This is a genomic window from Streptomyces sp. NPDC102278 (assembly GCF_044766345.1).
Lineage (GTDB): Bacteria > Actinomycetota > Actinomycetes > Streptomycetales > Streptomycetaceae > Streptomyces.
This window is the reverse complement of record NZ_JBIWLV010000008.1, coordinates 239,436-262,120: the sequence shown is the minus strand read 5'-3', so window position 1 is coordinate 262,120 and position 22,685 is coordinate 239,436. Positions and strand designations below refer to the sequence as shown.

Annotated in this window: 15 protein-coding genes; 5 read left to right on the top strand and 10 right to left on the bottom strand. The window is 73.0% G+C overall.

Annotation, left to right across the window (positions count from 1 at the left end; translation table 11 throughout):
- Positions 1-99: 99 nt before the first annotated feature.
- Entirely contained in the window at positions 100-1,377 is a 1,278-nt protein-coding gene (locus ACIRO3_RS21240; protein ID WP_361780001.1) for a cytochrome P450, read from the bottom strand.
- Between the two features lie 121 nt (positions 1,378-1,498).
- On the opposite strand from ACIRO3_RS21240, the gene ACIRO3_RS21235 reads away from it, so the two are divergent.
- Positions 1,499-2,695 carry a globin domain-containing protein gene (locus ACIRO3_RS21235; RefSeq protein ID WP_404138942.1) on the top strand — a complete coding sequence of 399 codons (1,197 nt, stop codon included), beginning with the start codon at positions 1,499-1,501 and terminating at the stop codon, positions 2,693-2,695.
- A 13-nt stretch (positions 2,696-2,708) separates the two neighbouring features.
- Here ACIRO3_RS21235 and ACIRO3_RS21230 read toward each other — a convergent pair whose 3' ends face one another.
- Positions 2,709-3,695, bottom strand: a complete 987-nt coding sequence (locus tag ACIRO3_RS21230; protein ID WP_404138940.1) for a nucleoside triphosphate pyrophosphohydrolase — start codon at positions 3,693-3,695, stop codon at positions 2,709-2,711.
- Positions 3,696-3,723: 28 nt separating this feature from the next.
- On the bottom strand, positions 3,724-4,353 hold the full coding sequence (locus ACIRO3_RS21225; RefSeq protein WP_361780010.1) for a SurA N-terminal domain-containing protein: 630 nt from the start codon (positions 4,351-4,353) through the stop codon (positions 3,724-3,726).
- A 192-nt stretch (positions 4,354-4,545) separates the two neighbouring features.
- On the opposite strand from ACIRO3_RS21225, the gene ACIRO3_RS21220 reads away from it, so the two are divergent.
- Positions 4,546-6,999 carry a YfhO family protein gene (locus ACIRO3_RS21220; protein WP_404138937.1) on the top strand — a complete coding sequence of 818 codons (2,454 nt, stop codon included), beginning with the start codon at positions 4,546-4,548 and terminating at the stop codon, positions 6,997-6,999.
- Between the two features lie 20 nt (positions 7,000-7,019).
- On the opposite strand, the gene ACIRO3_RS21215 is transcribed toward ACIRO3_RS21220, so the two are convergent.
- The 5 genes from ACIRO3_RS21215 to ACIRO3_RS21195 form a co-directional block, all read right to left on the bottom strand.
- The gene (locus ACIRO3_RS21215; protein ID WP_404138934.1) at positions 7,020-8,519 is read right to left on the bottom strand and encodes a protein kinase; all 1,500 of its coding nucleotides are present in this window, start codon (positions 8,517-8,519) and stop codon (positions 7,020-7,022) included.
- Complete coding sequence (locus ACIRO3_RS21210; protein WP_404138931.1) at positions 8,516-9,172, bottom strand: hypothetical protein; 657 nt, start codon at positions 9,170-9,172, stop codon at positions 8,516-8,518. Before ACIRO3_RS21210 ends, ACIRO3_RS21215 begins: the two co-directional genes overlap by 4 nt.
- 310 nt (positions 9,173-9,482) lie before the next feature.
- A complete protein-coding gene (gene mfd / locus ACIRO3_RS21205; RefSeq protein WP_366148994.1) occupies positions 9,483-13,016 on the bottom strand; it encodes a transcription-repair coupling factor in 3,534 nt (1,177 codons plus the stop codon).
- A gap of 241 nt (positions 13,017-13,257) precedes the next feature.
- Positions 13,258-15,834 (bottom strand): ABC transporter permease, encoded by a 2,577-nt coding sequence (locus tag ACIRO3_RS21200; RefSeq protein WP_404138928.1) that lies wholly within the window; start codon positions 15,832-15,834, stop codon positions 13,258-13,260.
- Complete coding sequence (locus tag ACIRO3_RS21195) at positions 15,831-16,607, bottom strand: ABC transporter ATP-binding protein (RefSeq protein WP_404138925.1); 777 nt, start codon at positions 16,605-16,607, stop codon at positions 15,831-15,833. The genes ACIRO3_RS21200 and ACIRO3_RS21195 overlap by 4 nt, the downstream gene beginning before the upstream one ends.
- 473 nt (positions 16,608-17,080) lie before the next feature.
- On the opposite strand from ACIRO3_RS21195, the gene ACIRO3_RS21190 reads away from it, so the two are divergent.
- Complete coding sequence (locus ACIRO3_RS21190) at positions 17,081-18,697, top strand: MFS transporter (RefSeq protein ID WP_404138923.1); 1,617 nt, start codon at positions 17,081-17,083, stop codon at positions 18,695-18,697.
- A 71-nt stretch (positions 18,698-18,768) separates the two neighbouring features.
- Positions 18,769-19,626 carry a hypothetical protein gene (locus tag ACIRO3_RS21185; protein ID WP_404138921.1) on the top strand — a complete coding sequence of 286 codons (858 nt, stop codon included), beginning with the start codon at positions 18,769-18,771 and terminating at the stop codon, positions 19,624-19,626.
- On the opposite strand, the gene ACIRO3_RS21180 is transcribed toward ACIRO3_RS21185, so the two are convergent.
- Entirely contained in the window at positions 19,605-20,162 is a 558-nt protein-coding gene (locus ACIRO3_RS21180) for an ABATE domain-containing protein (RefSeq protein WP_404138919.1), read from the bottom strand. The two genes, ACIRO3_RS21185 and ACIRO3_RS21180, sit on opposite strands and share 22 nt — an antisense overlap.
- A gap of 81 nt (positions 20,163-20,243) precedes the next feature.
- Here ACIRO3_RS21180 and ACIRO3_RS21175 point away from each other — a divergent pair, with 81 nt between their 5' ends.
- Entirely contained in the window at positions 20,244-21,104 is an 861-nt protein-coding gene (locus ACIRO3_RS21175; protein WP_404138917.1) for an alpha/beta fold hydrolase, read from the top strand.
- A gap of 611 nt (positions 21,105-21,715) precedes the next feature.
- Here the strand turns inward: ACIRO3_RS21175 and ACIRO3_RS21170 are convergent.
- Positions 21,716-22,600, bottom strand: a complete 885-nt coding sequence (locus ACIRO3_RS21170) for a cellulose-binding protein (protein ID WP_404138914.1) — start codon at positions 22,598-22,600, stop codon at positions 21,716-21,718.
- Positions 22,601-22,685: the final 85 nt, after the last annotated feature.

The following is a 22,685-nucleotide window of genomic DNA, read 5'->3' as shown; positions in this document are numbered from 1 at the left end:
GCATAACGGCGGGGTAACGGCAGAACCTAGCGGCCTTGGCATACAAGTAACAAGTTTGATCGGAAACTGACTCGCGGTCAGGGCGGCCCCGATCGCGCCTCAATCGTTTCGGGGTGTGAAGCGGACCGGAAGGGTGCGCAGGCCACGCATGATGAGTCCGCCCCGCCAGCGCAGGTCCGCAGGTGGAACAGCGAGTTCCAGATCCGGCAGACGCATCAGCAAACTCGCGAGCGCCGTCTGTCCCTCCAGTCGCGCGAGCGGCGCACCGAGGCAGTAGTGGATCCCGTGTCCGTATCCGAGGTGCTGATTGTCACTCCGGGACAGGTCCAGAGTGTCCGGTTCTGCGAACCTTGCGGGGTCGCGGTCCGCGGCCGCGAGGACCACCAGCACCGGGTCGCCGGCCGCGATGTCCCGGCCGCCGAGCACAAGCGGTTCGGTGGCGAACCGCCAGGTCGCCAGTTCCACCGGTCCGTCGTAGCGCAACAGCTCCTCGACGCCGGTCTCCAGCAGCCCGCGTTCGCCGGCGGCGAGGGAGACCTGGAGGCGCTCGCGCTGCTCCGGGTTCATGAAGAGGGAGTGGACGCCGTTGCCGATGAGGTTCACGGTCGTCTCGAAGCCGGCGAAGAGCAGGATGAAGGCCATCGCGGTGGCCTCGGCCTCCGTCAGGTGATCACCGTGGTCGCCGGCCCGGATCAGATCCGAGATCAGGTCGTTGCCCAGGTCGTCCCGTTTGCGGTGGATGAGTTCCCCGAGATAGGTCCGCATCCGCTTCACGGAACGGGCGACCCCGCCGCGCGGTCCGCCGCCGTGCCGGATCATCATCCCGGCCCAGTCGCGGAAGTCGTCCTGGTCCTCGCGCGGTACGCCGAGCATCTCGCAGATGGCGTAGATGGGGAGCGGGAAGGCGAACTCGTGGATGAGGTCGGCCTCCCCCTTCCCGGCGAACCCGTCGATGAGGTGGTCGGTGAGCTCCTGGACGCGCGGGGCGAACTCCGCCACCCGCCGCGGGGTGAACGCCTTCGACACCAGCCGCCGCAGCCGGGTGTGGTCCGGCGGGTCGATGTTCAGCAGGTGCGTCATCAGCTCCGCCTTGCGCTCCCCCGGGATGCCGGTCTTGCCCTTGGCGTGCGCCGGCTCCGCGTGGTGCGCCGGGTTCTTGCTGAGGCGCTGGTCGGCGAGGGCCTGGCGGGCATCGGCGTACCGGGTCACCAGCCAGGCCTCCACGCCGCTCGGGAGCTTGGTGCGGTGCACCGGGGAGTGCTCGCGCAGCCAGGCGTAGGCCGGGTAGGGGTCGGTGGCGAACTCCCAGTCGAACAGGGTCGGGCCCTGGGGGGAGGAGGTCTCGTCGGCGGGTTCCGCGGGGGTCGGCTCATGCACCCGCTGACCGTATCCCGACCTCCACGAGCCATCCCATATGGGTGCTTCGTCGCGGCTGTCCGTAGATCCGCCGAGGCTTGACCCCGCACGGTCCGCCGTTCCTACTTTCGCTCTTGTGGACGTGAGGATCTTGAAGAGCAGTTTCGCGGTGGTGGAGAGACGGGCCGAGCACGCCGTCAAGTACTTCTACTCCCACCTCTTCTGGCACCACCCCGAGGTCCGCCCGCTCTTCCCCTCCTCACCGGCGGACATGGAACGGCAGCGGGACCGGCTCTTCGCCGCCCTCACCCACGTGGTCACCCACCTGGAGGACGAGACCCTCGTCCCCTACCTCCGCGACCTCGGCCGCGACCACCGCAAGTTCCGGGTCGGCCCCGAGCACTACGCGGCCGTCGGCGCCAGCCTGCTCGCCGCCCTCGCCGAGACCTCCGGCCAGACCTGGACGCCCGACGTGGAGAAGGCCTGGGCCGAGGCATACCAGGTGATCGCCGACGCGATGACGGCCGGCGCCGCCGAGAGCACCGACCCGGCCTGGTGGGACGCCGAGATCGTCCGCCACCTCCAGTACGGGCAGGACGTCGCCGTGCTGACCCTGCGGCCCGACCTCCCGCTCCCCTATCTCCCCGGCCAGTACGTGAGCGTGAGCAGCGCCCGTGTCCCGACCACCTGGCGCACCTACTCCCTCGGCAACGCGCCCCGCCCCGACGGCACCGTCGACCTGCACGTCAGCCGGATCGAGGAGGGCAGGCTCTCCCACGTGCTGGTCCGCGAGGCACGGCCCGGGGAGACGCTGCGGCTGGGGGCGCCGGGCGGCCGGCTCACGCTGCGCCGCGAGGACCGCCCGGTCAGTTTCATCGCCGCGGGCACCGGTTGGGCCCCGATCCGGGCCATGCTGGAGGACCTCGCGGAACACCCTCCCGACCAGGACGTGCGGCTCTTCGTCGTCGCCCGGGACGCCGCGCACCTCTACGACCGGCCGTTCATCGACGCGTACGCCGCCGCCCACCGCCGGCTCGCCGTCACCTACATCACGCCCGCGCCGGGACGCCACCGCAACCAGGCCACCGACCGGCTGGCGACCGCGCTCGGCCACCGCGGCCTGTGGCGGGACCAGGACGTCTACCTCAGCGGGCCGGCGCAGTTCATCGACGAGACCGCGTACCTCCTGGGGGAACTCGGCGCCCGGCCCGACCGGATCTTCCACGACGCGATCCCCGCCGGCGGCTCCGGGTGGGCCCGCCCGGTGGGCTTCGGGGAGTGGTTCCTGAGTCCGCCGGCCCCGCACTGGCACAACCCCTCGGGGCGCGCCCCGCTGTAGGCCCGGGCGCGGGTCAGGCGTCGGCGCCCTCCGCCGCCCGGATCGCGTCCCGGTAGACGCGGGCCGCCGCGCGCAGCGCGGTCTCGGGGTCGACGCCCTGCGCCTCGGCGCGCGCGGCCAGTTCCAGCAACTCGTAGCCGACGCCCTCGCCCCGGGGCAGTTCCACCGCGATCCCGCCCGTGCGGGCCCGGCCGGCGAGCTTGGCGGCGAGCGCGAGGCCGGGCTGGGCGACCGGGACCCCGTCCGTGACCGACGCGCGCCGCTTCTCGACCGCCTTGGTGGCCTGCCAGTGCGCCTTGACGTCCTCGGGCGTCTCGGCCCGGGCGTCGCCGAAGACGTGCGGGTGCCGCCGGATCAGCTTGTCGACCAGGTCCCCGGCCACGTCGTCGATGGAGAACGGCTCGTCGGCGTGCTCCTGCGCGATCCGCGCGTGGAAGAAGACCTGGAGCAGTACGTCGCCCAACTCCTCGCGCAGTTCCTCCCGGTCCCCTGCCTCGATCGCCTCGACCAGCTCGTACGCCTCCTCCATCGCGTACTTCACCAGGGCCTCGTGGGTCTGCGCCGAGGTCCAGGGGCATTCCCGCCGCACCCGGTCCATCACCTGCACGAGGTCGAGGAGCCGCGCGCCGGGCAGGTCGTAGGACCCGGGCAGCAGTTCCAGGTCCGGCATCGCGACCCGGCCGGAGCCGGCCAGCCGGGCCAGGCCGTCGGTGAGCCGCTGGTCGCCCTCGCCGCTCGGCAGGACGACGACGGTGGCGCCGCCGGCGCAGGCCTCGACGAGTTCGTGGGCGTCGGGGACCACGTGGGCCACCTCGACTCCGGCCTCGCGCAGGTACGGCAGCTGCGGGTGGCCGGGGTCGGCGCACAGCACCCGGTCCGCGGCGTGCAGGGTCTGCCACGCCGACCAGGACAGCAGGCCGGGGGCGACCCGGTGGCTGGTGGTCAGCAGGACGATGCGGCCGGTGGGCTCGGCGGGCTCGGGGGACGCGTGCTCAGTCACCCCCCGAACCTACCTCCGCACGGGCGGCTCAGGTCCCGGCGGGTGCGGCCTGCTCGGGACGGGTCCGCTGGGTGATCCACGGGGTGGTGCCGTCACCGAGCCGGATCCCCTCGGCGTCCCAGCTGCCGTAGCGCGGGTTCACCTCGACGCCGAGCTTCTTGGCGGCCGCCGCCGCGGGGGCGGAGAGCTTGTCCTTGCCGTACTTGTCCATGAGCTTCGACAGGAGCAACTGGTCCTTGACGAAGCGGTCGATCTGGCCGGGGGCCGTCACGGCCTCCTGCAGGATGGCGGCCTGGAACTTCTGCGGGCCGCCGCTGCTGTCGGCGAACTGCTTGCGCTGGTCCTCGATCTCCTTCGTGGTGACGGTGATCCCGGCGTCCTCGGCCATCTTGTCGAGGATCCGGCTGTTGATCAGCCCGCGCAGCTTCGTCCGCTCCAGTCGCGGGGAGCTCTCCACGAGCTCGGCCGGCGTGGGGGTCGTGGATCGGTTCTGGGCGGCGCGTACGTCGTTCACCTGGGCCTGGAGCGCTGAGGTGGTGATCCGTTCGCCGCCGACCACGGCCGCCGTGCCGGGACGGGTCTCGTTCGAGCAGGCGGACAGCAGGGGAGCCGCCGCGAGCAGGACGGCGGAGACGGAGAGCGCAGTGCGACGGTGCAAAGGAGCCTCCAGGGCCGGGAGATTGTGCGTCGGTGCACAAGGGCCGTGCGGTGATCGATGTTATGCAGTCAAGGTGATCCGAGCCACTGGTTCGACCAACGATTCCGAGCGTGTTGGGGTGCGCCACTGTTGGCGCGCCGGTCATCCCGGCGCCATCCCGGCGTCCTCCGCGTCTGCCAGGGTCGGGCCACCATGTCGACACCGCACAGTTCCCCGCGGCGCCACAGCCTGTTCGGCTCGGCGCTCGCCGCCCTGATCACGACGGTGGCCGTGTGTGCCGGGGACGCGCTGGCGCGCGTCTTCCCGTACGGGCCCCGCCACCGCGGCGTCAACGACCTCGGCAACCAGTTCGTGCCCTTCCACGCCCATCTGTGGGACCTGCTGCACGGGCGCGCCGAGGGCGGTCTGCTCCTCAACTGGCAGTCCGGGTACGGGACGAGTTTCCTGCCGGACTTCGGGACGTACCTGACGAGCCCGTTCGCCGTGCTCGTCGGGGTCTTCCCGCGCGAGGACATAGACCTCGCCGTGTACGTGATCACCGTGCTCAAGACGGCGGCCGCCGCCGCCGCGATGGTCTGGCTGTTGCGCACGCAGCGGTCCGGGCCGTGGTGGGCGGCGGGGCTGCTCGGGGCCTCGTACGCGCTGTGCGGCTGGTCGGTGATCGAGGCCGCGTACAACCCGATGTGGCTGGACGGGCTGATCGCCTTCCCGCTCCTGTGTCTGACGGGTGAATGGGCGCTGCGCGGCCGACGGCCCGGGGCGGCGGCGCTGGTCGTGGCCCTGTGCTGGACGGCGAACTTCTACACCGCGTACATGGCGACCCTGGGCGCGGCGCTGGTGCTCGTGGTGCGGCTGGCGCAGGAACGGGACGTGGTGGCCGGCGGACGGCCCCTGCTCGGGCGGGTGCGGGTGCTCGGGCGGGCCGCGACGGCGACCGTGCTGGGCGTCGCCCTGGCCGCGCCGGTGCTGGCCCCGCTGTTCCTCAGCTCGAAGCAGGCGTACCCGGGGTGGTCCCGGGAGTTCGCGCCGGTGGCGACCGGGGACCTGCTGGCGCGGCTGCTGCCCGCCACGTACTCCTTCTCCTCCCCCGCCCTCTTCGTGGGCACCGGGACCCTGCTGCTGGTGGCGGCGCTGCCGTTCCACCGGGCGGTGCCGGCGCGGGCACGGCTGTGGTGGACGGGACTGGTGTTGGCGGTGTTGCTGTCCCTCCAGTGGGCGCCGACCCATCTGGCCTGGCACGCCTTCGCGACCCCGAACGGCAGCCCGTACCGGCAGACCTTCGTGCTCGCCGGGATCGTGGTCATCGCCGCCTGGGCCGGGCTCGCGGCCGGTCTGCCGGGGGTGCGGGCGCTGGCCGGCGGGGCCGGGGTGCTCTGCCTGGCCGCGCTCGGGGCGGCGGGCAGCTCGACGGCGACCGGCTGGGGGTACGCCCTGTTCGGCGGCGGGCTGGCGGTGGCCGGCTGCGCGTGGTGGGCGCTGCGCGGCCGGCGCCTCGTGCTCCCGGCGGCCGGACTGCTGGTCGCGGTCCTGGTCGGTCAGGCCGCGGCGACCATCGCGTACGGCCACCTGGGCAAGCTCGGCGGGCTGGACGACTACCCCTCGTGGGGGCCCGCGCACGCGGCACGCGCCGAGGCGTTGGCGGGCGCCGGGGGCTGGCCCGCGTACCGTACCGACGCGGGCCGGCCGGCCCTGACGGGCAACGATCCGCTGCTGCTGGGCGGTGAGGGCGGCGCGTACTACAGCAGCCACACCCCGGACGTGTTCACCCGCACGATGGTGGCCCTCGGGGCGGGCTGGACCTCGCGGGGCCGCAACGTCCAGAGCCTCGACAACCCGGTGACCGACGCCGTCTTCGCGGTCGGTGCCCGGCTCCGGCCCGACGGCACGATCGGCCGGGCGACGGCCGCGCCGCTGGTCACCGTCCGCCCGCCGGGCCCCCCGCTCGCCTACGGCCCCTCCCCCTTCGCCAACCAGGAACTCCTGCTGGGCGCACGGGTCTACGAGGCGCCGCTCGCGCCGGGCCTCTGCCGCGCGGGCACCGAGGCCTTCCTGTGGGCCCCGGAGTACAACGGCGCCGCCCGCCTCGCCGACGGCCCGGCGTTCCGGCTGAACGCCCGTCCGCCGCGCAACCGGGCCGCGCTCCAGCCGATGGGCGTCGCGCACGGGCCCGCCTCGCGGTTGGTCTTCGACGGACCGGTGCCCGCCCGGTGGGAGCTCGCCTGTCTGGACCGGGCCCGGCTGGACACCGCGGTGGCCGCGCTGCGGGCCTCCGCGCCGACCGCGCCGCGCGTCGACGCGTCGGGGGTACGGGCCACCCTGCGGCCGGGCACGAGCGGCACGGTGGTGCTGTCGGCGCCGGCGATCGCGGGCTGGACCTGCGACGGCCGTCCGGCGGGCGCCCACCTGGGTCTGGTCGCCTTCCCGGTGAGCCCCGGCACCCGCTCGGTGGCCTGTACGTTCCGCCCGCCGGGTCTGGTCCCGGGCACGGCGGTCGCGGTGATCGCCGCCCTGGTCCTGCTCGTGCGGCTCGTGCCGCTCGGCCGGTTCCGCCGCGGGAACGGTGGGGCGCCGCGCTCCCGGCCGCGTCCGTCGGTCCCGTCCGGTACGCGTTCCCCTCGGGCGCGGGCCTCGGACCTCCGGGTGTGAGCCGGGGCCGGGCGCGGGGGTCAGCGGACCTGGCCCAGCCACTGGAGGGTGCGGCGGATCTCCACCGGGAGGGGGTGGCCCGGGCCGTGCACGCGGTCCGCGTCGAAGAGGAGGCGGACCAGGGTGTCGTGGGCCCCCGGCCGGTCCCCGAGGGAGAGCAGCAGGTGCGCTATCCGACGACGGACCTCCAGGGGCAGGCCGGGGTCCGGGTTGGCGTAGTGGTTCTCGAACAGCGGCAGCAGGGAGCGGTATTCGGCGAGGGCCGCCGCCGGTTCGCCGAGTTGTTCCAGGCACTGGGCGGCGTCGTGGCGAAAGCGCAGCGCCTGTGCGTCGCCGGGCGGGAACTCGTCCACGAGGCGCCGCAGTTCGGGCAGGGCGCGCCGGTACTGGCCGTCGTCCATCAGCGTGGCCGCGTACTGCTTGCGCAGGGAGCGGACCACCGGCGAGTGGTCCCCGTGCTCGGCGGCGGCCGCCGGGAGGATGCCGCCGAGGATGTCCACGGCCTGGGTGAGCTGCCCCTGGTCCAGGAGGGTGCGGGCCTCGTCGACGGCGCCCGGGATGTCCGGACGGGGCGGGGCGGGCGGCGTGTCCGGGCGCGCCGGCACGGTCGGGCGGTCCGGCCAGGGGGCCTGCGGGCGCAGGAACGGGCGGGTCGGGTCGAGGTGCCCGGTGGGGACCCCGTGCTTGGGCAGCAGCGGGGTGAGGGCCTCGTACACCTCCTGCGCGGAGCCGGGACGGTCCTGCGGGTCCTTCGCGAGGAGGTGCAGGAGCACGGCCTCCAGGGCGTGCGGCACCTCGGGGCGCAGCCGGCGCACCGGCACGGGGGGTTCGTACAGGTGCCGGTGCAGGACGCCGAGGGCGGTGGAGCCGGCGAAGGGCACGTTGCCGCTGAGGAGTTCGTAGAGCAGCACGCCGAGGGCGTAGAGGTCGGTGTACGGGCCGACGGCACCGCCCATGGCCTGTTCGGGGGCCATGTAGGCGGGGCTGCCGATCGGAGTCCCGGTGCTGGTGAGGCGGGTGGTGTCGGTGTCCATCACCGAGGCGACACCGAGGTCGAGGACGAGGACCGTGCCGTCGGGGCGGATCATCACGTTGCGGGGCTTGAGGTCACGGTGCACGATCGGCACCGCGTGGACGGCCGACAGCACCGAGCACAGTTGCGCGACCACCGCGACGGCCCACTGCCAGGGGTACGGGTTGTGTGCCGCGAGGTGGTCGGACAGGTCGGAGCCCTCGACGTACCCCATGACCAGGTACAGCTCGTCGCCGTCGTTGCCCGCGTCGTGCACGGTGACCAGCCCGGGGTGGTCGACCTGGGCCGTGACCCGGCATTCGCGCACGAAGCGGCGGCGCAGTTCCTCGGCGACGGTGCCGGGGCCGGCGACCTTGTCGGGGCGCAGCAGTTTGACGGCGACCCGCCGGTCCAACCGACGGTCGTAGGCCGTCCAGACCTGTCCCATGCCGCCCTGGCCCAGGATGGTGGCGAGCTGGTAGCGGTCGCCGATGAGCCGGTCCGTCACTGGTGGGGGTCCTGGGTCGCGGTCGGGTTCGGGTCCTGGTACGGGCCGCCCGGCTGCGGGGGCCGGTTCGGCTGCGACGGCCGGTTGCGCAGGAGTTCGCTCAGCTCGTCGAGTTCGGCGCGGACCTGCCCGAGCCGCGGCGGCGGCGTCACCTGCGGCGGGACGGCCGGCCGACTCGGGGGCGGGGTCGGCGTCGGGGTCTGGCCCTGCGGGTAGCCGTAGCCCTGCCCGGGCCGGGGCGGCTGCGGCGCCGTGTACGGCGCGGGCGCCGGGTACCACGGGCCCTGCGCCGAGGCGGCGTTGCGGTTCTCGTGGTGCCGGATGTCCGCCACGAGGTAGTACACGGTGACCGCGAGACCGGTCAGCAGGGTGCCGACGGCGCCGAAGTCGCTCTGCCAGCCGCTGGTGTCCGGGGTCTTGTCGAGGCCGATGAAGACCACCCACACGACGAGGAGCACGCAGCTGAGGACGAGCAGCGTCCAGTCCCGCGGCTTGCGCGTGACCAACGCCAGGCGCAGCATCGTGCCCCACGCGAGGAAACCGCAGGTCAGCAGGGGCAGCACGGCGAACAGCACGCGCAGCGTCACCACGCTCCCGTCGCTGGGAGGGGGGCCGGGGTGGCCATGCTGCGGCGGGAAGCCGGGGCCGTGCATCGCTGCTCCTGACGGGCCGTACGGATAAAGAAAAGATGAGTTCCGGGTCTGAGCGTATACAGCCTTGTCGGAAGTCAGTGAGGGGATGAGCGCAACCGTTGCAGGGTCGCAGCACGACGTCCCGCCGGCCGTCGTCCGCCGGAGCCGGCCGCCGGCGGGCGAAGCGCGCGGAACGCGCGTGGCGTCACAAAGGGGACGCTAGTAGCCCGCCGACACGGGCGCGGGGCCGACGAGTGCGCCGGCCCCGCGCCCGCGTCGGTCACGAGCCCGCGTCGGTCACGAGCCCGCGTCGGTCACGAGCCCGCGTCGGTCACGAGCCGAGGATCGTGGTGAGGAACTCCCCGGTCCAGGCCAGCAGTTCCCGGCCGACCAACGGCTTTCCGCCGACCTTCGCCGTCTTCGGCCGCGGGATGAGCACCTGCGAGGCGGCCGGCTTGAGCACCGCCCCCGGGTAGAGCCGCTTGAGCCGCAGCTCCTGCGACTCCCTCAACTCCACTGGCCCGAAGCGGATGTTGGGCCCCTGGAGGGTGATGTCGCCGACCCCGCAGGCACGGGCGAGCATCCGCAGCCCCGCCACCAGCAGCAGGTTCTCCACCGGCTCCGGCAGCTTGCCGTAGCGGTCGGTGAGCTCCTCCCGCACGGCCTTGACGTCGGCCTCGGAGTTCGCCGAGGCGATCGACCGGTAGGCCTGCAGGCGCAGCCGCTCGCCGGGCGCGTAGTCGTGCGGGACGTGCGCGTCGACCGGCAGCTCGATCTTGACCTCCAGCGGCGGCTCCTCCTGCGGCCCGCCCTCGACGGCGGCCCGGTAGTCGGCCACGGCCTCGCCGACCATCCGGATGTACAGGTCGAAGCCGACGCCCGCGATGTGGCCGGACTGCTCGCCGCCGAGCAGGTTGCCCGCGCCGCGGATCTCCAGGTCCTTCATGGCCACGTACATGCCGGCGCCCATCTCGGTGTGCTGGGCGATCGTCGCGAGCCGCTCGTGCGCCGTCTCCGTCAGCGGCTTCTCCGGCGGGTACAGGAAGTACGCGTACCCGCGCTCGCGGCCCCGGCCCACGCGCCCGCGCAGCTGGTGCAGTTGGGAGAGCCCGAAGTTGTCGCCGCGCTCCACGATCAGGGTGTTGGCGTTGGAGATGTCGATGCCGGACTCGACGATCGTGGTCGAGACGAGGACGTCGAACTTCTTCTCCCAGAAGTCCACCACGACCTGTTCCAGCGCCTGTTCCGACATCTGCCCGTGCGCCGTCGCGATCCGCGCCTCGGGCACGATCTCGCGCAGCTTCGCGGCGGCCCGGTCGATGGACTCGACCCGGTTGTGGATGTAGAAGCACTGGCCCTCGCGCAGCAGCTCGCGGCGGACGGCCGCGCCGATCTGCTTCTCCTCGTACGGGCCGACGAAGGTGAGCACCGGGTGGCGCTCCTCCGGCGGGGTGGTGATCGTCGACATCTCGCGGATGCCGGTCACCGCCATCTCCAGGGTGCGCGGGATCGGGGTCGCGGACATGGTCAGCACGTCCACGTTGGCGCGGAGCTTCTTCAGCTGCTCCTTGTGCTCGACGCCGAACCGCTGCTCCTCGTCGACGATGACCAGGCCCAGGTCCTTGAACTTCGTCTCCTGCGAGAACAGCCGGTGCGTGCCGATGACGATGTCCACCGAGCCCTCGCGCAGCCCCTCCAGCGTGGCCTTCGACTCGGTCTCGTTCTGGAAGCGCGACAGCGCCTTCACCTTGACCGGGAACTGGCTGTAGCGCTCGGAGAAGGTGCCGAAGTGCTGCTGCACCAGCAGCGTGGTGGGCACGAGGACGGCGACCTGCTTGCCGTCCTGTACCGCCTTGAAGGCCGCCCGCACGGCGATCTCCGTCTTGCCGTAGCCGACGTCGCCGCAGATCAGCCGGTCCATGGGGACGGACTTCTCCATGTCCTCCTTGACCTCGGCGATGGTGGTGAGCTGGTCGGGCGTCTCCGCGTACGGGAAGGCGTCCTCCAGTTCCCGCTGCCAGGGGGTGTCCGGGCCGAAGGTGTGGCCGGGGGCCGCCATCCGCGCGCTGTAGAGCCTGATCAGGTCGGCGGCGATCTCCTTGACCGCCTTCTTCGCGCGCGCCTTGGTCTTGGTCCAGTCGGCGCCGCCGAGCCGGTGCAGGGTCGGGGCCTCGCCACCGACGTACTTGGTGACCTGCTCCAGCTGGTCCGTGGGGATGTAGAGCCGGTCGCCGGGCTGGCCGCGCTTGGCGGGCGCGTACTCGACCAGCAGGTACTCGCGGGTGGCGCCCTGCACCGTGCGCTGCACCATCTCGATGTAGCGGCCCACGCCGTGCTGCTCGTGCACGATGTAGTCGCCGACCTCCAGGGTGAGGGGGTCGATCGACTTGCGGCGCCGGGTCGGCATCCGACCCAGGTCCTTGCTGGCGGTGCGCTGCCCGGTCAGGTCGGTCTCGGTGAGCACGGCCAGCCTGAGCGCCGGGTCGACGAAGCCGTTGTCGAGGGAGCCGCACGTCACGTGCACGATGCCCGGCTCCAGGGTGGCGAGGTCCGCCTCCAGGCGGGCCGCGATGCCCTCGCCGCCGAGCACCTCGACGGTGCGGGCCGCCGGGCCGTGTCCCTCGGTGAGGAACACGGTGTGCCAGCCGTCGGCGATCCACGCCTTCGTGTCGGCGAGCGCGCGGGCGGTGTCGCCCCGGTACGCCTCCGGGCCGTGCATCCCGAGCTTGAGGGTGTCGGCCCCGTCGGCGCTCTCGTCGGCGGCGAACGGGGAGACCGACCACCACATCATGTCGAGTGCCCGGGCGTGCTCGCGGACGTCCGCGATGCCCCGCAGCGAGGCCGCGCCGACGTCGATCGGGGCCTGACCGCCGCCGGCGGTGGCCGCCCAGGAGGCCATCAGGAACTCCTGGCTGGTGGCGACGAGGTCGGCGGCCCGGGTCCGCACCCGCTCCGGGTCGCACACGACGGCCATCGACCCGGCCGGCAGGACGTCGATCAGCAGTTCCATGTCGTCGACCAGGACCGGGGCGAGGGACTCCATGCCCTCGACCGCGATCCCCTCGGCGATCTTGTTCAGCAGTTCCCCGAGCTCCGGGTGCTCCCGGGCCAGCGCGGCGGCCCGCTCCCGCACCTCGTCGGTCAGCAGCAGTTCACGGCAGGGCGGGGCCCACAGCCCGTGGTCGGCGATCTCCAGGGAACGCTGGTCGGCGACCTTGAAGTAGCGGATCTCCTCGACGTCGTCGCCCCAGAACTCCACGCGCAGCGGGTGTTCCTCGGTGGGCGGGAACACGTCGAGGATGCCCCCGCGCACGGCGAACTCGCCGCGCTTCTCCACCAGCTCGACCCGCGCGTACGCGGCGGCGGCCAGCGCCTGCGTGACCTCGCCCAGATCGACGGCCTGCCCCTGCCGCAGACTGACCGGAACCAGCTCCCCCAGCCCCTTGACCTGCGGCTGGAGCACGGAGCGGATCGGCGCGACCACCACGGACACGGGGCCGGTGGCCGGGTCGTCCTTGCTCGGGTGCGTCAGTCGGCGCAGCACCGCGAGCCGACGGCCCACGGTGTCGCTGCGGGGGGAGAGCCGCTCGTGGGGCAGCGTCTCCCAGGACGGGTACTCGGCCACCTCGTCCGGCGGGAGCAGGGAACGCAGCGTGGCGGCCAGGTCCTCGGCCTCCCGCCCGGTGGCGGTCACCGCCAGCACGGTCCGCCCGGTCCGCCGGGCCAGCGCGGCGATCGTGAAGGGCCGGGCGGCCGCCGGGCCGACCAGGTCCACGTGCATCCGGTTGCCGTCCCCGGCCGCCGCGACCGCCTCGGCGAGGGCGGGGTCCCGGGTGACGGCGTCGAGCAGTCCGTACAGACTCATGAGCAGGGCTTTCCGTCCGGTGGAGGGGCAACGCGAAGGGCCCGACACGTGAACGGGCCGGGGGTTCCCACCCTACGACGGGTCTCCCCCGACCGCGCGGGGGATTGCCGTCGTCACGGAGGGTGACGGCCGGCGCCCGGGTGGGCCGCCCGCGGCACGACGCCGGCCCTGGTCGTCCGACTGGACGACCAGGGCCGGCGTACCCCCGTGGCAACCGCCTGATGAGCCGGACCCTGGGGGCCTAGTCGGTGGCGATCGCGTTCAGTACGTTCATCCGCCCCGCCCGGAAGGCCGGTACCAGTGCGGCGAACAGGCCCACCAGGGCCGATGCGGCGAACACCCCGAGGATGGTCGGCCAGGGGATCTCCAGGACCTTCAGGCCCTGGAGGGCGAGGAGTTGCTGCGCGGTCGCGCCCCAGCCCATGCCCAGGCCGAGGCCCAGGAGGGCGCCGAAGAGGGCGATGACCACCGACTCCAGGCGGATCATGCGGCGCAGCTGGCGGCGGGAGAGGCCGATGGCGCGCATCAGGCCGATCTCGCGGGTCCGCTCGACCACCGACAGGGCCAGGGTGTTCACGACTCCCAGGACCGCGACGATGATCGCGAGGGCGAGGAGCCCGTAGACCATGTTCAGCAGTTGGCCGACCTGGTCCTTGAGCGCCTGCTTGTAGTCGGCCTGGTTGAGCACCTTGTACTGCGGGTACTCGGCGAGCCCCGCCTTGACCTCGGCGTACGCGGTGTCGGCCTGACCGGCCTTGGCGGTGGCCAGCAGCATGAAGGGGCGCGGCATCCGGTCGGCCGGGACGTTGGCCTTGGCGACGGCGGTGGAGACGTACATCATGCCCTTGTCGAGGTTGCCCTCGTCGCTGGTGATCGCGGCGACCTTCAGCTTGACGGTCTTGCCGCCGGTGAAGGCGACCGTCAGCGTGTCACCGAGCCTGATCCCGTGCTCGTCGGCGTAGAGCGAACCGACCGCCATCGCGTTCGGACCGTACGCGTCGGCGTGCTCCCCGGCCCGCATCTTGCGGCGGATGTCCTCGGCGTACGACGGGTCGGTGGCGCCCAGGCCCTCGGTGACCGTGGAACCGTCGGGGGCCGTGATCTTGGCGGGCACCTCGCGGTAGGCGGTGACGTGGTCGAGGTTCTTGTTGGCGCGCATCGCCTGCTCGGCCTGCGGCATGACCGGCTGGCCGGTCATGGAGTTGACGATGTAGTCCGCGCCGACCGACTTGTCGAGCTCGTCGGTGGCCGAGGCCACCATCGAGGACCCGACCACCGACAGGCAGGCCACCAGGGCCAGGCCGATCATCAGCGCGGCGGCGGTGGCGCCGGTGCGGCGCGGGTTGCGCAGCGCGTTGCGCTCGGCGAGCCGGCCGACCGATCCGAAGGGCCGCAGCACCGGGGCGGACAGCGCCCTGACCACGACACCCGCGAGGAGCGGGCCGATCACGATGAAGCCGATGAGGGTGAGGACCACGCCCAGACCCAGCCACAACGAGCCCGGTGCGGCCTCCTCGGCGACGCCGGCGAGGTAGAGGGCCGCGCCGCCGACCCCGGTGAGGACCAGGCCGAGGGCGGCCCGGATCCGGCCGGCCTTCTTGTCGCCCGGGGTGCCCGCGTCGCGCAGGGCGGCCATCGGGGAGACCTTCCCGGCGCGACGGCCCGGGATGTAGGCGGCGACGACGGTGACGGCGACGCCGAGGACCAGTCCGAGGACCGGGGTGGTCCAGGCGATCGTCAGGTCGTCGGTGGACAGGTCCATGCCCATCTGACCCATGAGCTTCATGAGGCCGACGGCCAGGCCCACTCCGGCGGCGACGCCGAGTACGGACCCGACGACGCCGAGCAGGAAGGCCTCGACGAGGACGGACCGGTTGATCTGCCTGCGGTCGGCGCCGATGGCGCGCATCAGGCCGATCTCGCGGGTGCGCTGGGCGACCAGCATGGAGAAGGTGTTGAAGATGAGGAAGATGCCGACGAGGAAGGCGATCCCGGCGAAGCCGAGCATCACGTACTTCATGACGTCGAGGAAGGAGCCCACGTCCTTGCGGTTGGCGTCCGCGGCTTCCTTGGCGGTCTGGAGCTTGTACGTGTCGGCGCCGACGGCGGCGGCGACGTTCTGCTTGAGCTGCTCGTCGCTCACCCCGTCCTTCGCGGTGACGTTGACGTGGGTGTAGGCGTCAGCCGAGCCGAGCAGGAACGTCTGGGCGGTGGCCGTGTCGAAGTACACGAGGGTCGCGCCCGGGTTGGTGACGGTGAAGGCGGCGATACCGCTGATCTTCGCCCGGTTGTCGCCGGTGACGGCGATGGTGCGGATCTCGTCACCGAGCTTCAGGTGGTGCTTCTCGGCGGTGTCGGCGTCGATCATCAACTCGGTCGGTCCGCGCGGGGCGTTGCCGGAGGTGATCTTCATCGACTTGAGTTCGTTGTCGCTCCAGTTGCCCGCGATGGTCGGGGCGCCGGTGGTCGAACCCAGGTTCTTGTTGGCGGTGTCGACGACGGTGACGGACATCGACAGGACGCCGCCCTCGGCGGACTTCACGCCCCGGGCCTTCTCGACGCGGTCGACGACGGAGCCGTTCAGCGTCTGCGGCTTGCCGCTGCCGGGGTTCTCCTCGCCGTCGGCGGCCTCCTTGGGGCTGACCGTGACATCGGAGTTGGTGACCGCGAACAGCTTGTCGAAGGTGGTGTTCATGGTGTCGGTGAACACCAGCGTGCCGCAGACGAAGGCCACGGACAACAGGACGGCGATGGCGGAGAGCGCCATTCTTCCCTTGTGCGCGACGAAGTTGCGTCGCGCGGTCTTCATGACGGTCACGAGGTCCGCCCGCGTGCGTCGAAGTCCTTCATCCGGTCGAGGACCTGGTCGGCGGACGGGTTGAGCATCTCGTCCACGATCCGGCCGTCGGCGAGGAAGATGACGCGGTCCGCGTAGGAGGCGGCGACCGGGTCGTGGGTGACCATCACGATGGTCTGGCCGAGCTGGTCCACCGACTGGCGGAGGAAGCCGAGGACTTCGGCGCCGGCCCGGGAGTCCAGGTTTCCGGTGGGTTCGTCGCCGAAGATGATCTGCGGGCGGGCGGCGAGGGCGCGGGCGACGGCCACGCGCTGCTGCTGGCCGCCGGAGAGTTCGGTGGGGCGGTGCTTGAGGCGACCCGCGAGGCCCACCGTCTCGACGACCCGGTCGAGCCACTGCGCGTCGGGCTTGCGGCCCGCGATGTCCATCGGGAGCGTGATGTTCTCCAGGGCGTTCAGCGTCGGCAGCAGGTTGAACGCCTGGAAGATGAAGCCGATCCGGTCCCGGCGGAGCTGGGTGAGCTTCTTGTCCTTGAGGCCGGTGATCTCGGTGTCGTCGAGGAAGATCTCACCGCTCGTCACCGTGTCCAGGCCCGCGAGGCAGTGCATCAGCGTGGACTTGCCGGAGCCGGACGGGCCCATGATCGCGGTGAACTGCCCGCGACGGATGTCCACGTCCACCGCGTCGAGGGCGACGACACGGGTCTCTCCCGAGCCGTAGGCCTTGACGACCTTGCGTGCCCGGGCCGCGACGGCTTCATGCCCTCCAGTACCCCCGTGCCTGGTTTCGGTCATAGCCGTTGTCACGGTGTTTCCCCTCGTTCGTTCGTTGGCGTGCGTGCGTGCTTCGGTGCGTCGGTGCGTGCGTCCGCTCGGCTTCGGCTTCGGCGTGTGCGTCCGCGTCCGCGTCGGCGTCGGCGTCGGCGTCGGCGTGTGCGTCGGCGTCGGCGTCGGCTCGCGGTGCTCCGTGTGCCGCCGTCGTGAAGTCTCCGGCGCGGGGGCCGTCGGGCGCACTGGTGCCCGTCGCCGTAGCCGTCCGGGGGTTGTCCCCACCCCCCGACGGCCCCGCCTCATGTGAACCAGTTAAAGACGCGCCGGGGCCGCCCACCTCCTCCGGCGGGACGAAAGGCCCCTGGGTCCTTGTGCTGAGGAACCCCTAGGGGTTCTGCACCCTTCGATGGACCCGAAGTGAGGGATACCGCCGGAAACACCCGCGGTGAGAAGGTGTTCCCCGCGGATGCGTGCACGGTGAAGGGAGTTCGATGGGCATGGGGGAGAAAGCGGAACCGCCCCTCGGGGAGGAGCCGTCCGGGCCGGCCGGCGCGGGCGTCCCGCCGGCCGGACCCTCGGGGGGAATCGTTTCCGCCACCGAGGACCCGGCGGCCGGGGCCCCCGCCCCCGGGCGACCGAAGACCGTGGTCGTCGTCTCGCTGATGCTGACCATGAGCCTCGTCGCCCTCGACGCCGCCGTCGTGTCCACCGCCGTCCCCCAGATCGTCGGCGACCTCGGCGGCTTCGCCGTCTTCTCGTGGATCTTCGCCGGTTACGTCCTCGCCACCACCGTCTCGCTCCCCGTCTACGGCAAGCTCTCCGACACCCACGGCCGCAAGCCCGTGCTGATCTTCGGGACGGCCCTGTTCCTCGTGGGCTCCGTGCTCTGCGCCCTCGCCTGGAACATGCCGGCCCTCATCGCCTTCCGGATCATCCAGGGCCTGGGCGGCGGCGCCCTCCAGGGCACCGTCCAGACCCTCGCCGCCGACCTCTACCCCGGCCGGGAACGCCCCCGCATCCAGGCCCGGATGTCCGCGGTGTGGGCCGTGTCCGCGCTGGCCGGACCGGCCGTCGGCGGGCTGATCGCCACCTACGCCGACTGGCGGTGGATCTTCCTGGTCAACGTGCCGCCGGCCGCCGTGGCCCTGTGGTTCATCGCCCGCCACCTCGTCGAACCCGTCCGACCACCCGGCCGCCGGGGCCCGGTCGACTGGGCGGGCGCCCTCGGTGTCTTCGCCTGCGGCGGACTGCTGCTCTACGCCCTGGTGCAGGGCGGCGTCGCCTGGCCCTGGCTGTCGGCGCCCTCTCTGGGGTTGTTCGGCGCGAGCGCGCTCCTGGCCGCCGTGGTGGTACGGGTGGAACGCCGGGCCGCCGAACCGATCCTGCCCGGCTGGGTCTGGCGCCGCCGCACCATCGCGGCCGTCAACCTCGCCATGGGCGCCCTCGGCCTGCTGATCGTCGCCCCGCAGGTGTTCCTGCCGATCTACGCCCAGAGCGTGCTCGGCCTCGGAGCCGTCGGCGCGGGGCTGCTCACCTCGGCGATGACCCTGACCTGGCCGCTCACCGCCGCCCTCTCCCAACACGTCTACCGGCGCGTCGGCTTCCGTGACAGCGCCGTCCTCGGCGTGGGGATGGCCGCCGTGGCCCTGTTCGGCTTCACACTGCTCCCGTACCCCGGCTCGGTGTGGCAGCCCGCGCTGATCATGCTGTTGCTGGGCGGCGCCCTCGGCCTGTTCCAATTGCCGCTGATCGTAGGGGTGCAGTCCACCGTCGGGTGGGCGGAGCGGGGCACCACGACGGCTTCCGTGTTGTTCTCCCGGCAGCTCGGCCAGAGCGTGGGGGCGGCCCTGACGGGCGCCGTCGCCAACGCGACCCTGGCCGCCCGGCTCGCGGACGACCCCGTACCGGGGCTGCCCGACCACCTGGACGACGTGTCGAAGGCCCTCGACCGGCCGGAGCACCTGTCGCCGGCCGCCGCCGACCACCTGCGGGAGGCCGTGGACGCCGCGGTGGACCACGTCTTCCTCGGCGCGACGGCCGCGGCCGTCGCGGCGCTGGCGGTACTGCTCCTGGTGGCGCCGCGCAGGTTCCCGGTCCTGCCCGACCAGCAGTAGACCCCCCGGGTTGTCATGGCCCGAACGAATGGGCTATCTGTCTACCCACGGACACCACCCGGGGGAACACCATGACTTCCGCACTCTTCGCCCTGCTCTTACTGACGGCCCTGACCTGCCCCGTCGCCCTGCGGCTGCGCCGCAACCCCGGCTTCGTCACCGGGCGCGACGGCCGGCTCTCCACCTCCACCACCCTGGCCCTGGCCTGGACGGTGATCCTGCTCTGGCTGCTCCTCACGATCCTCGCGTACGGGCTGACGGCCGGCGGCGGCGTCGACTGGTTCCAGGGCGAGCACGGCCCGCTGTCCTCGCTGACCACGGTGTACCTGCCGCTGCTCGGCGGCCCGTACGTGGCCCTCATCGCGGCGAAGACCATCGTCGGGGTGCGCGTGGAGAACGGCAGCCTGGCCAAACCCGCCCCGAAGCCGACCCCCGGCGGCCGCCGGCCCCTGCGCGACCTCATCGCGAACGACAGCGGGCGGACCGACCTGATGGACCTCCAGTACGTCGCCCTCAGCGCGGTCACGATGCTCTACGTCGTCCTGTTCTTCCTCTCGGACGTCGGCGGCGGGCTCCCCCGCCTCCCCACGGAGATCTGGGCCCTGACCGGCGCCCCGGCGGGCGCCTACCTGGTGAACAAGATGGCCACCCGGGCCAACCCGGTGATCACCGACGTCGCCCTCGCCGACGGCGTCCTCACCGTGTCGGGCGGCGGCTTCGAGGAGGCCCGGGTGGGCGTGGACGACACGGCCGTCCCCTCGACCCTGGACCCCACGACGTCCACCCTGACGGCCCCCCTCCCGGACGGGACCGCCGCGACCTTCACGGTGGTGGTGACCTCACACGGCCTCAGGAGCGACCCGTACCGCTACCCGCGCCCCGCCGCGACCGCACCCGAAAGCCCCGATCAGGCCCGGCGCCGCGCGTAGTAACGGGCCACCCGGGCCCGGTTCCCGCACGCACCCGCCACGCACCACCGCCGGCGCGGGTGCGCCGGCAGGAACAGCAGCACGCACTCCGCCCCCTCGCACTCGCGCACCTCCCCCACCCGGGGACCGGTGAGGAGGTCCGTCACCGCCTCGGCGAGCTCCGCCGCGAGGCGCGCCGCCGGGTCGGCGGCCGGCCGCCGACGATCGGCCGCCAGCCCGGATCCGGCGGACCAGGTCAGCTCCCGGTGGGCGGGGGCGCCCGCCAGGGCGGAGTTCAGCACCCGCAGCGCGCCGACGGGCGGCCGCCCACCGCCCCGTACGGCCGCCAACGCGGCCCGCGCCGCCTCCCGCACCGCGACCACCGCGACCACCTCGGCCTCCCCGACCCCGCCGCCGACCGGCCCCAGCCGCCCGACCTCCTCGGCCAACCACCCGGCCAAGCCCTCGGGTTCGGCGATCAGGTCGCCGTCGGCGGGGCGGGTGTTCAGCAGGTCGAGCGCGAGGTGCTCGCCGATGAGCGGAAAGTTCACAGTCACCCGTCTAATGCTACCCAATCCCCTTGACCCATTAGCCCTGCTCCCCGAGACTAATGGAACCAGCACCCCAGGAGGCATGTGATGACCGTGGCCCGGATCCAGCACCGCACCGTCGACGTGGACGGCGTCACCGTCGCCTACCGCGAGAGCGGCCCGGCCGACGCCCCCGTCCTGCTGCTCCTGCACGGCTTCCCGACCTCCTCCCACCAGTTCACCCGCCTCATGGACGCCCTGGCCGGAACCCCGTACCGGCTCATCGCCCCCGACTACCCCGGCTTCGGCCGGACCGAGACCCCGAGCGGGTTCACGTACTCCTTCGACCGACTCGCCGACATCGTCGAGGGCTTCACCGACGCCCTCGCCCTGGACCGCTTCGCGCTGTACGTCTTCGACTTCGGCGCCCCGGTCGGCCTGCGGCTCGCCACGCGGCGACCCGAGCGGGTGACGGGCCTCATCGTGCAGAACGGCAACGCGTACGAGGAAGGACTCTCGGACGCCGCCCGGGAGTTCGCCGGCCTGCGCCGCGAGGTCCCCGGCGACGAGGAGAAGGTCCGCGGCCTCTTCACCGAGGCGGGCACCCGCTTCCAGTACGAGACCGGGGTCGCCGACACCTCGCTGATCTCCCCGGACTCCTGGACCCTGGACCTCCACCACCTCGGCCAACCCGGCCGCGCGGACGCCCAGGCCGACCTCGCCTTCGACTACGCGTCCAACTTCACCCACTACCCCGACTGGCAGGCGTGGCTCCGATCGGCGCGACTGCCGGTCCTGATCGTCTGGGGCGCGGGCGACCCCTTCTTCACCCCGGCGGGAGCCAAGGCGTACCTGCGGGACGCGCCGCACGCGCAGATCCACGTCCTCGAAGGCGCGGGCCACTTCGCCCTCGAAACCCACCTCCCCACCATCGCCCCCCTGATCGCAGCGTTCCTCCCCACCCTCTGACGAGGCGCGCCGTCGCGCGAAGCGCCCCCGACTCCGTCGGGCTTTCGGGGCTCCGCCCCGCGCCTCAAACGCCGGCGAGGCTGGATGTACGGATCCGCGCCGTCGCGCGAAGCGGCCCCGACTCCGTCGGGCTTTCGGGGCTCCGCCCCGTACCCCGCGCCTCAAACGCCGGCGAGGCTGGGATTGGCCGGCCCGGCCGGCAAGGCTGGATTGGGCCGGACCGGCCGGCGAGGCCGGATGGGCCGAGGGGCTGATCTCACCGGGGGTGGATGGTCTGGTCGGGGGCGGGGACGGGGTGGGGTGTCGGCCGGGACGTAGAAGTGGGATTTGTGGCGCGCGACCCCCGCCCCACAAAACAACCCGCCCCCCCCCCCCCCCCCCCCCCCCCCCCCCCCCCCCCCGGCCCCCCCCCCCCCCCCCCCGCCCCACCCCCACCACCCAGCCCCGCCGGCACTTGAGGCGCCCGGCGCAGCCGGGACCCGCAGCAACCAACCGCAACCACCCGGCGGGACCCGCAGCAACCCACCGCAACCACCCGGCGGGACCCGCAGCAACCCACCGCAACCACCCGGCGGGACCCGCAGCAACCAACAACAACCGCCCGGCCAGGGCTACGGCCCCGCCGGCGCCCTCCCCGTAAGCGCCGCCAGGCTCGCCCGCACATGGTTCATGTGCGCCCGCATCTCGTCCTGCGCCTCCCCGTGCTCCCGCAGGATCCGTTCCGTCTCCCGCCCGGCCCGTTCCTCCCGTGCCCGCGCCTGCGCCAGCACCTCCGACGCCCGGGCCTCGGCGTCCTCCTGCCCGTGCCGCGCCGATCCCTCCGCTTCGGCGAACGCCCGCCGCGCCTGCGCCAACCGTCCTTCGGCGTGCCGTTCCAGCTCGGCGTGCCGGGCTTCCAGCTCGGCCTCGCGCGCCGCGAGTTCGCGTTCCGCCGCGTCCCGTCGGTCGGCCTGTTCCTGTTCGCGTTCCGCCAGCAGTTCGTCGGCCCGGCGGCGCGTCTCGACGAGGGAGGCGTGCGCGTCCGACCGCCAGGCCGCCGCGTCGTCGCGGGCCTCGGCCCGGGCGTCGTCCGCCTCGCGGCGCGCCCGCAGCAGCCCTTGTCGGGCCCGGACCTCCGTCTGCTCCCGTACCGCTTCCGCGTCCTGCCGCGCCAGCTCGGTCACCCGGTCCGCGTGTGCCTCGGCGGCGCCCTGGGTGGTGAAGACGTCGGCGCGCGCGTCCGCGCGTACGCAGTCCGCCTCCTCCTGCGCGAGCAGCAGGATCCGCCGGGCCCGCTCGCCCAGCTCGTCGTAGGTCTGCGGGGCCAGCGAGGCGACCGCCTCGCGCAGCCGCTCCGCCTCCGCCTCCATCTGCTTCGCCAGGACGGTCAACCGCGCCACTCGCTCCCAGGCCTCGTCCCGGCTGCCCGAGAGGCGTACGAGGTACCGGTCCACCTCTTCCGGCCGGTAACCGCGGCCGCGCACGGTCGCCAAACCCTGGGGACCGTGAGGTGACATGGGTGCACTCATCCTGGAAGCGCCTCTCTCGCGGGGATTCCTGTCAAGGATGCGTCATTTGCGGGCAGAAGCCGGAATGGCCGGG

Bases quoted from the DNA above. Each gene is read 5' to 3' on its own strand.
- ACIRO3_RS21220 (WP_404138937.1), top strand. From the start codon at position 4,546: ATGTCGACACCGCACAGTTCCCCGCGGCGCCACAGCCTGTTCGGCTCG.
- ACIRO3_RS21185 (WP_404138921.1), top strand. From the start codon at position 18,769: ATGACTTCCGCACTCTTCGCCCTGCTCTTACTGACGGCCCTGACCTGC.
- ACIRO3_RS21210 (WP_404138931.1), bottom strand. From the start codon at position 9,172: ATGCACGGCCCCGGCTTCCCGCCGCAGCATGGCCACCCCGGCCCCCCT.
- ACIRO3_RS21175 (WP_404138917.1), top strand. From the start codon at position 20,244: ATGACCGTGGCCCGGATCCAGCACCGCACCGTCGACGTGGACGGCGTC.
- ACIRO3_RS21195 (WP_404138925.1), bottom strand. From the start codon at position 16,607: ATGACCGAAACCAGGCACGGGGGTACTGGAGGGCATGAAGCCGTCGCG.
- mfd (WP_366148994.1), bottom strand. From the start codon at position 13,016: ATGAGTCTGTACGGACTGCTCGACGCCGTCACCCGGGACCCCGCCCTC.
- ACIRO3_RS21170 (WP_404138914.1), bottom strand. From the start codon at position 22,600: ATGTCACCTCACGGTCCCCAGGGTTTGGCGACCGTGCGCGGCCGCGGT.
- ACIRO3_RS21190 (WP_404138923.1), top strand. From the start codon at position 17,081: ATGGGGGAGAAAGCGGAACCGCCCCTCGGGGAGGAGCCGTCCGGGCCG.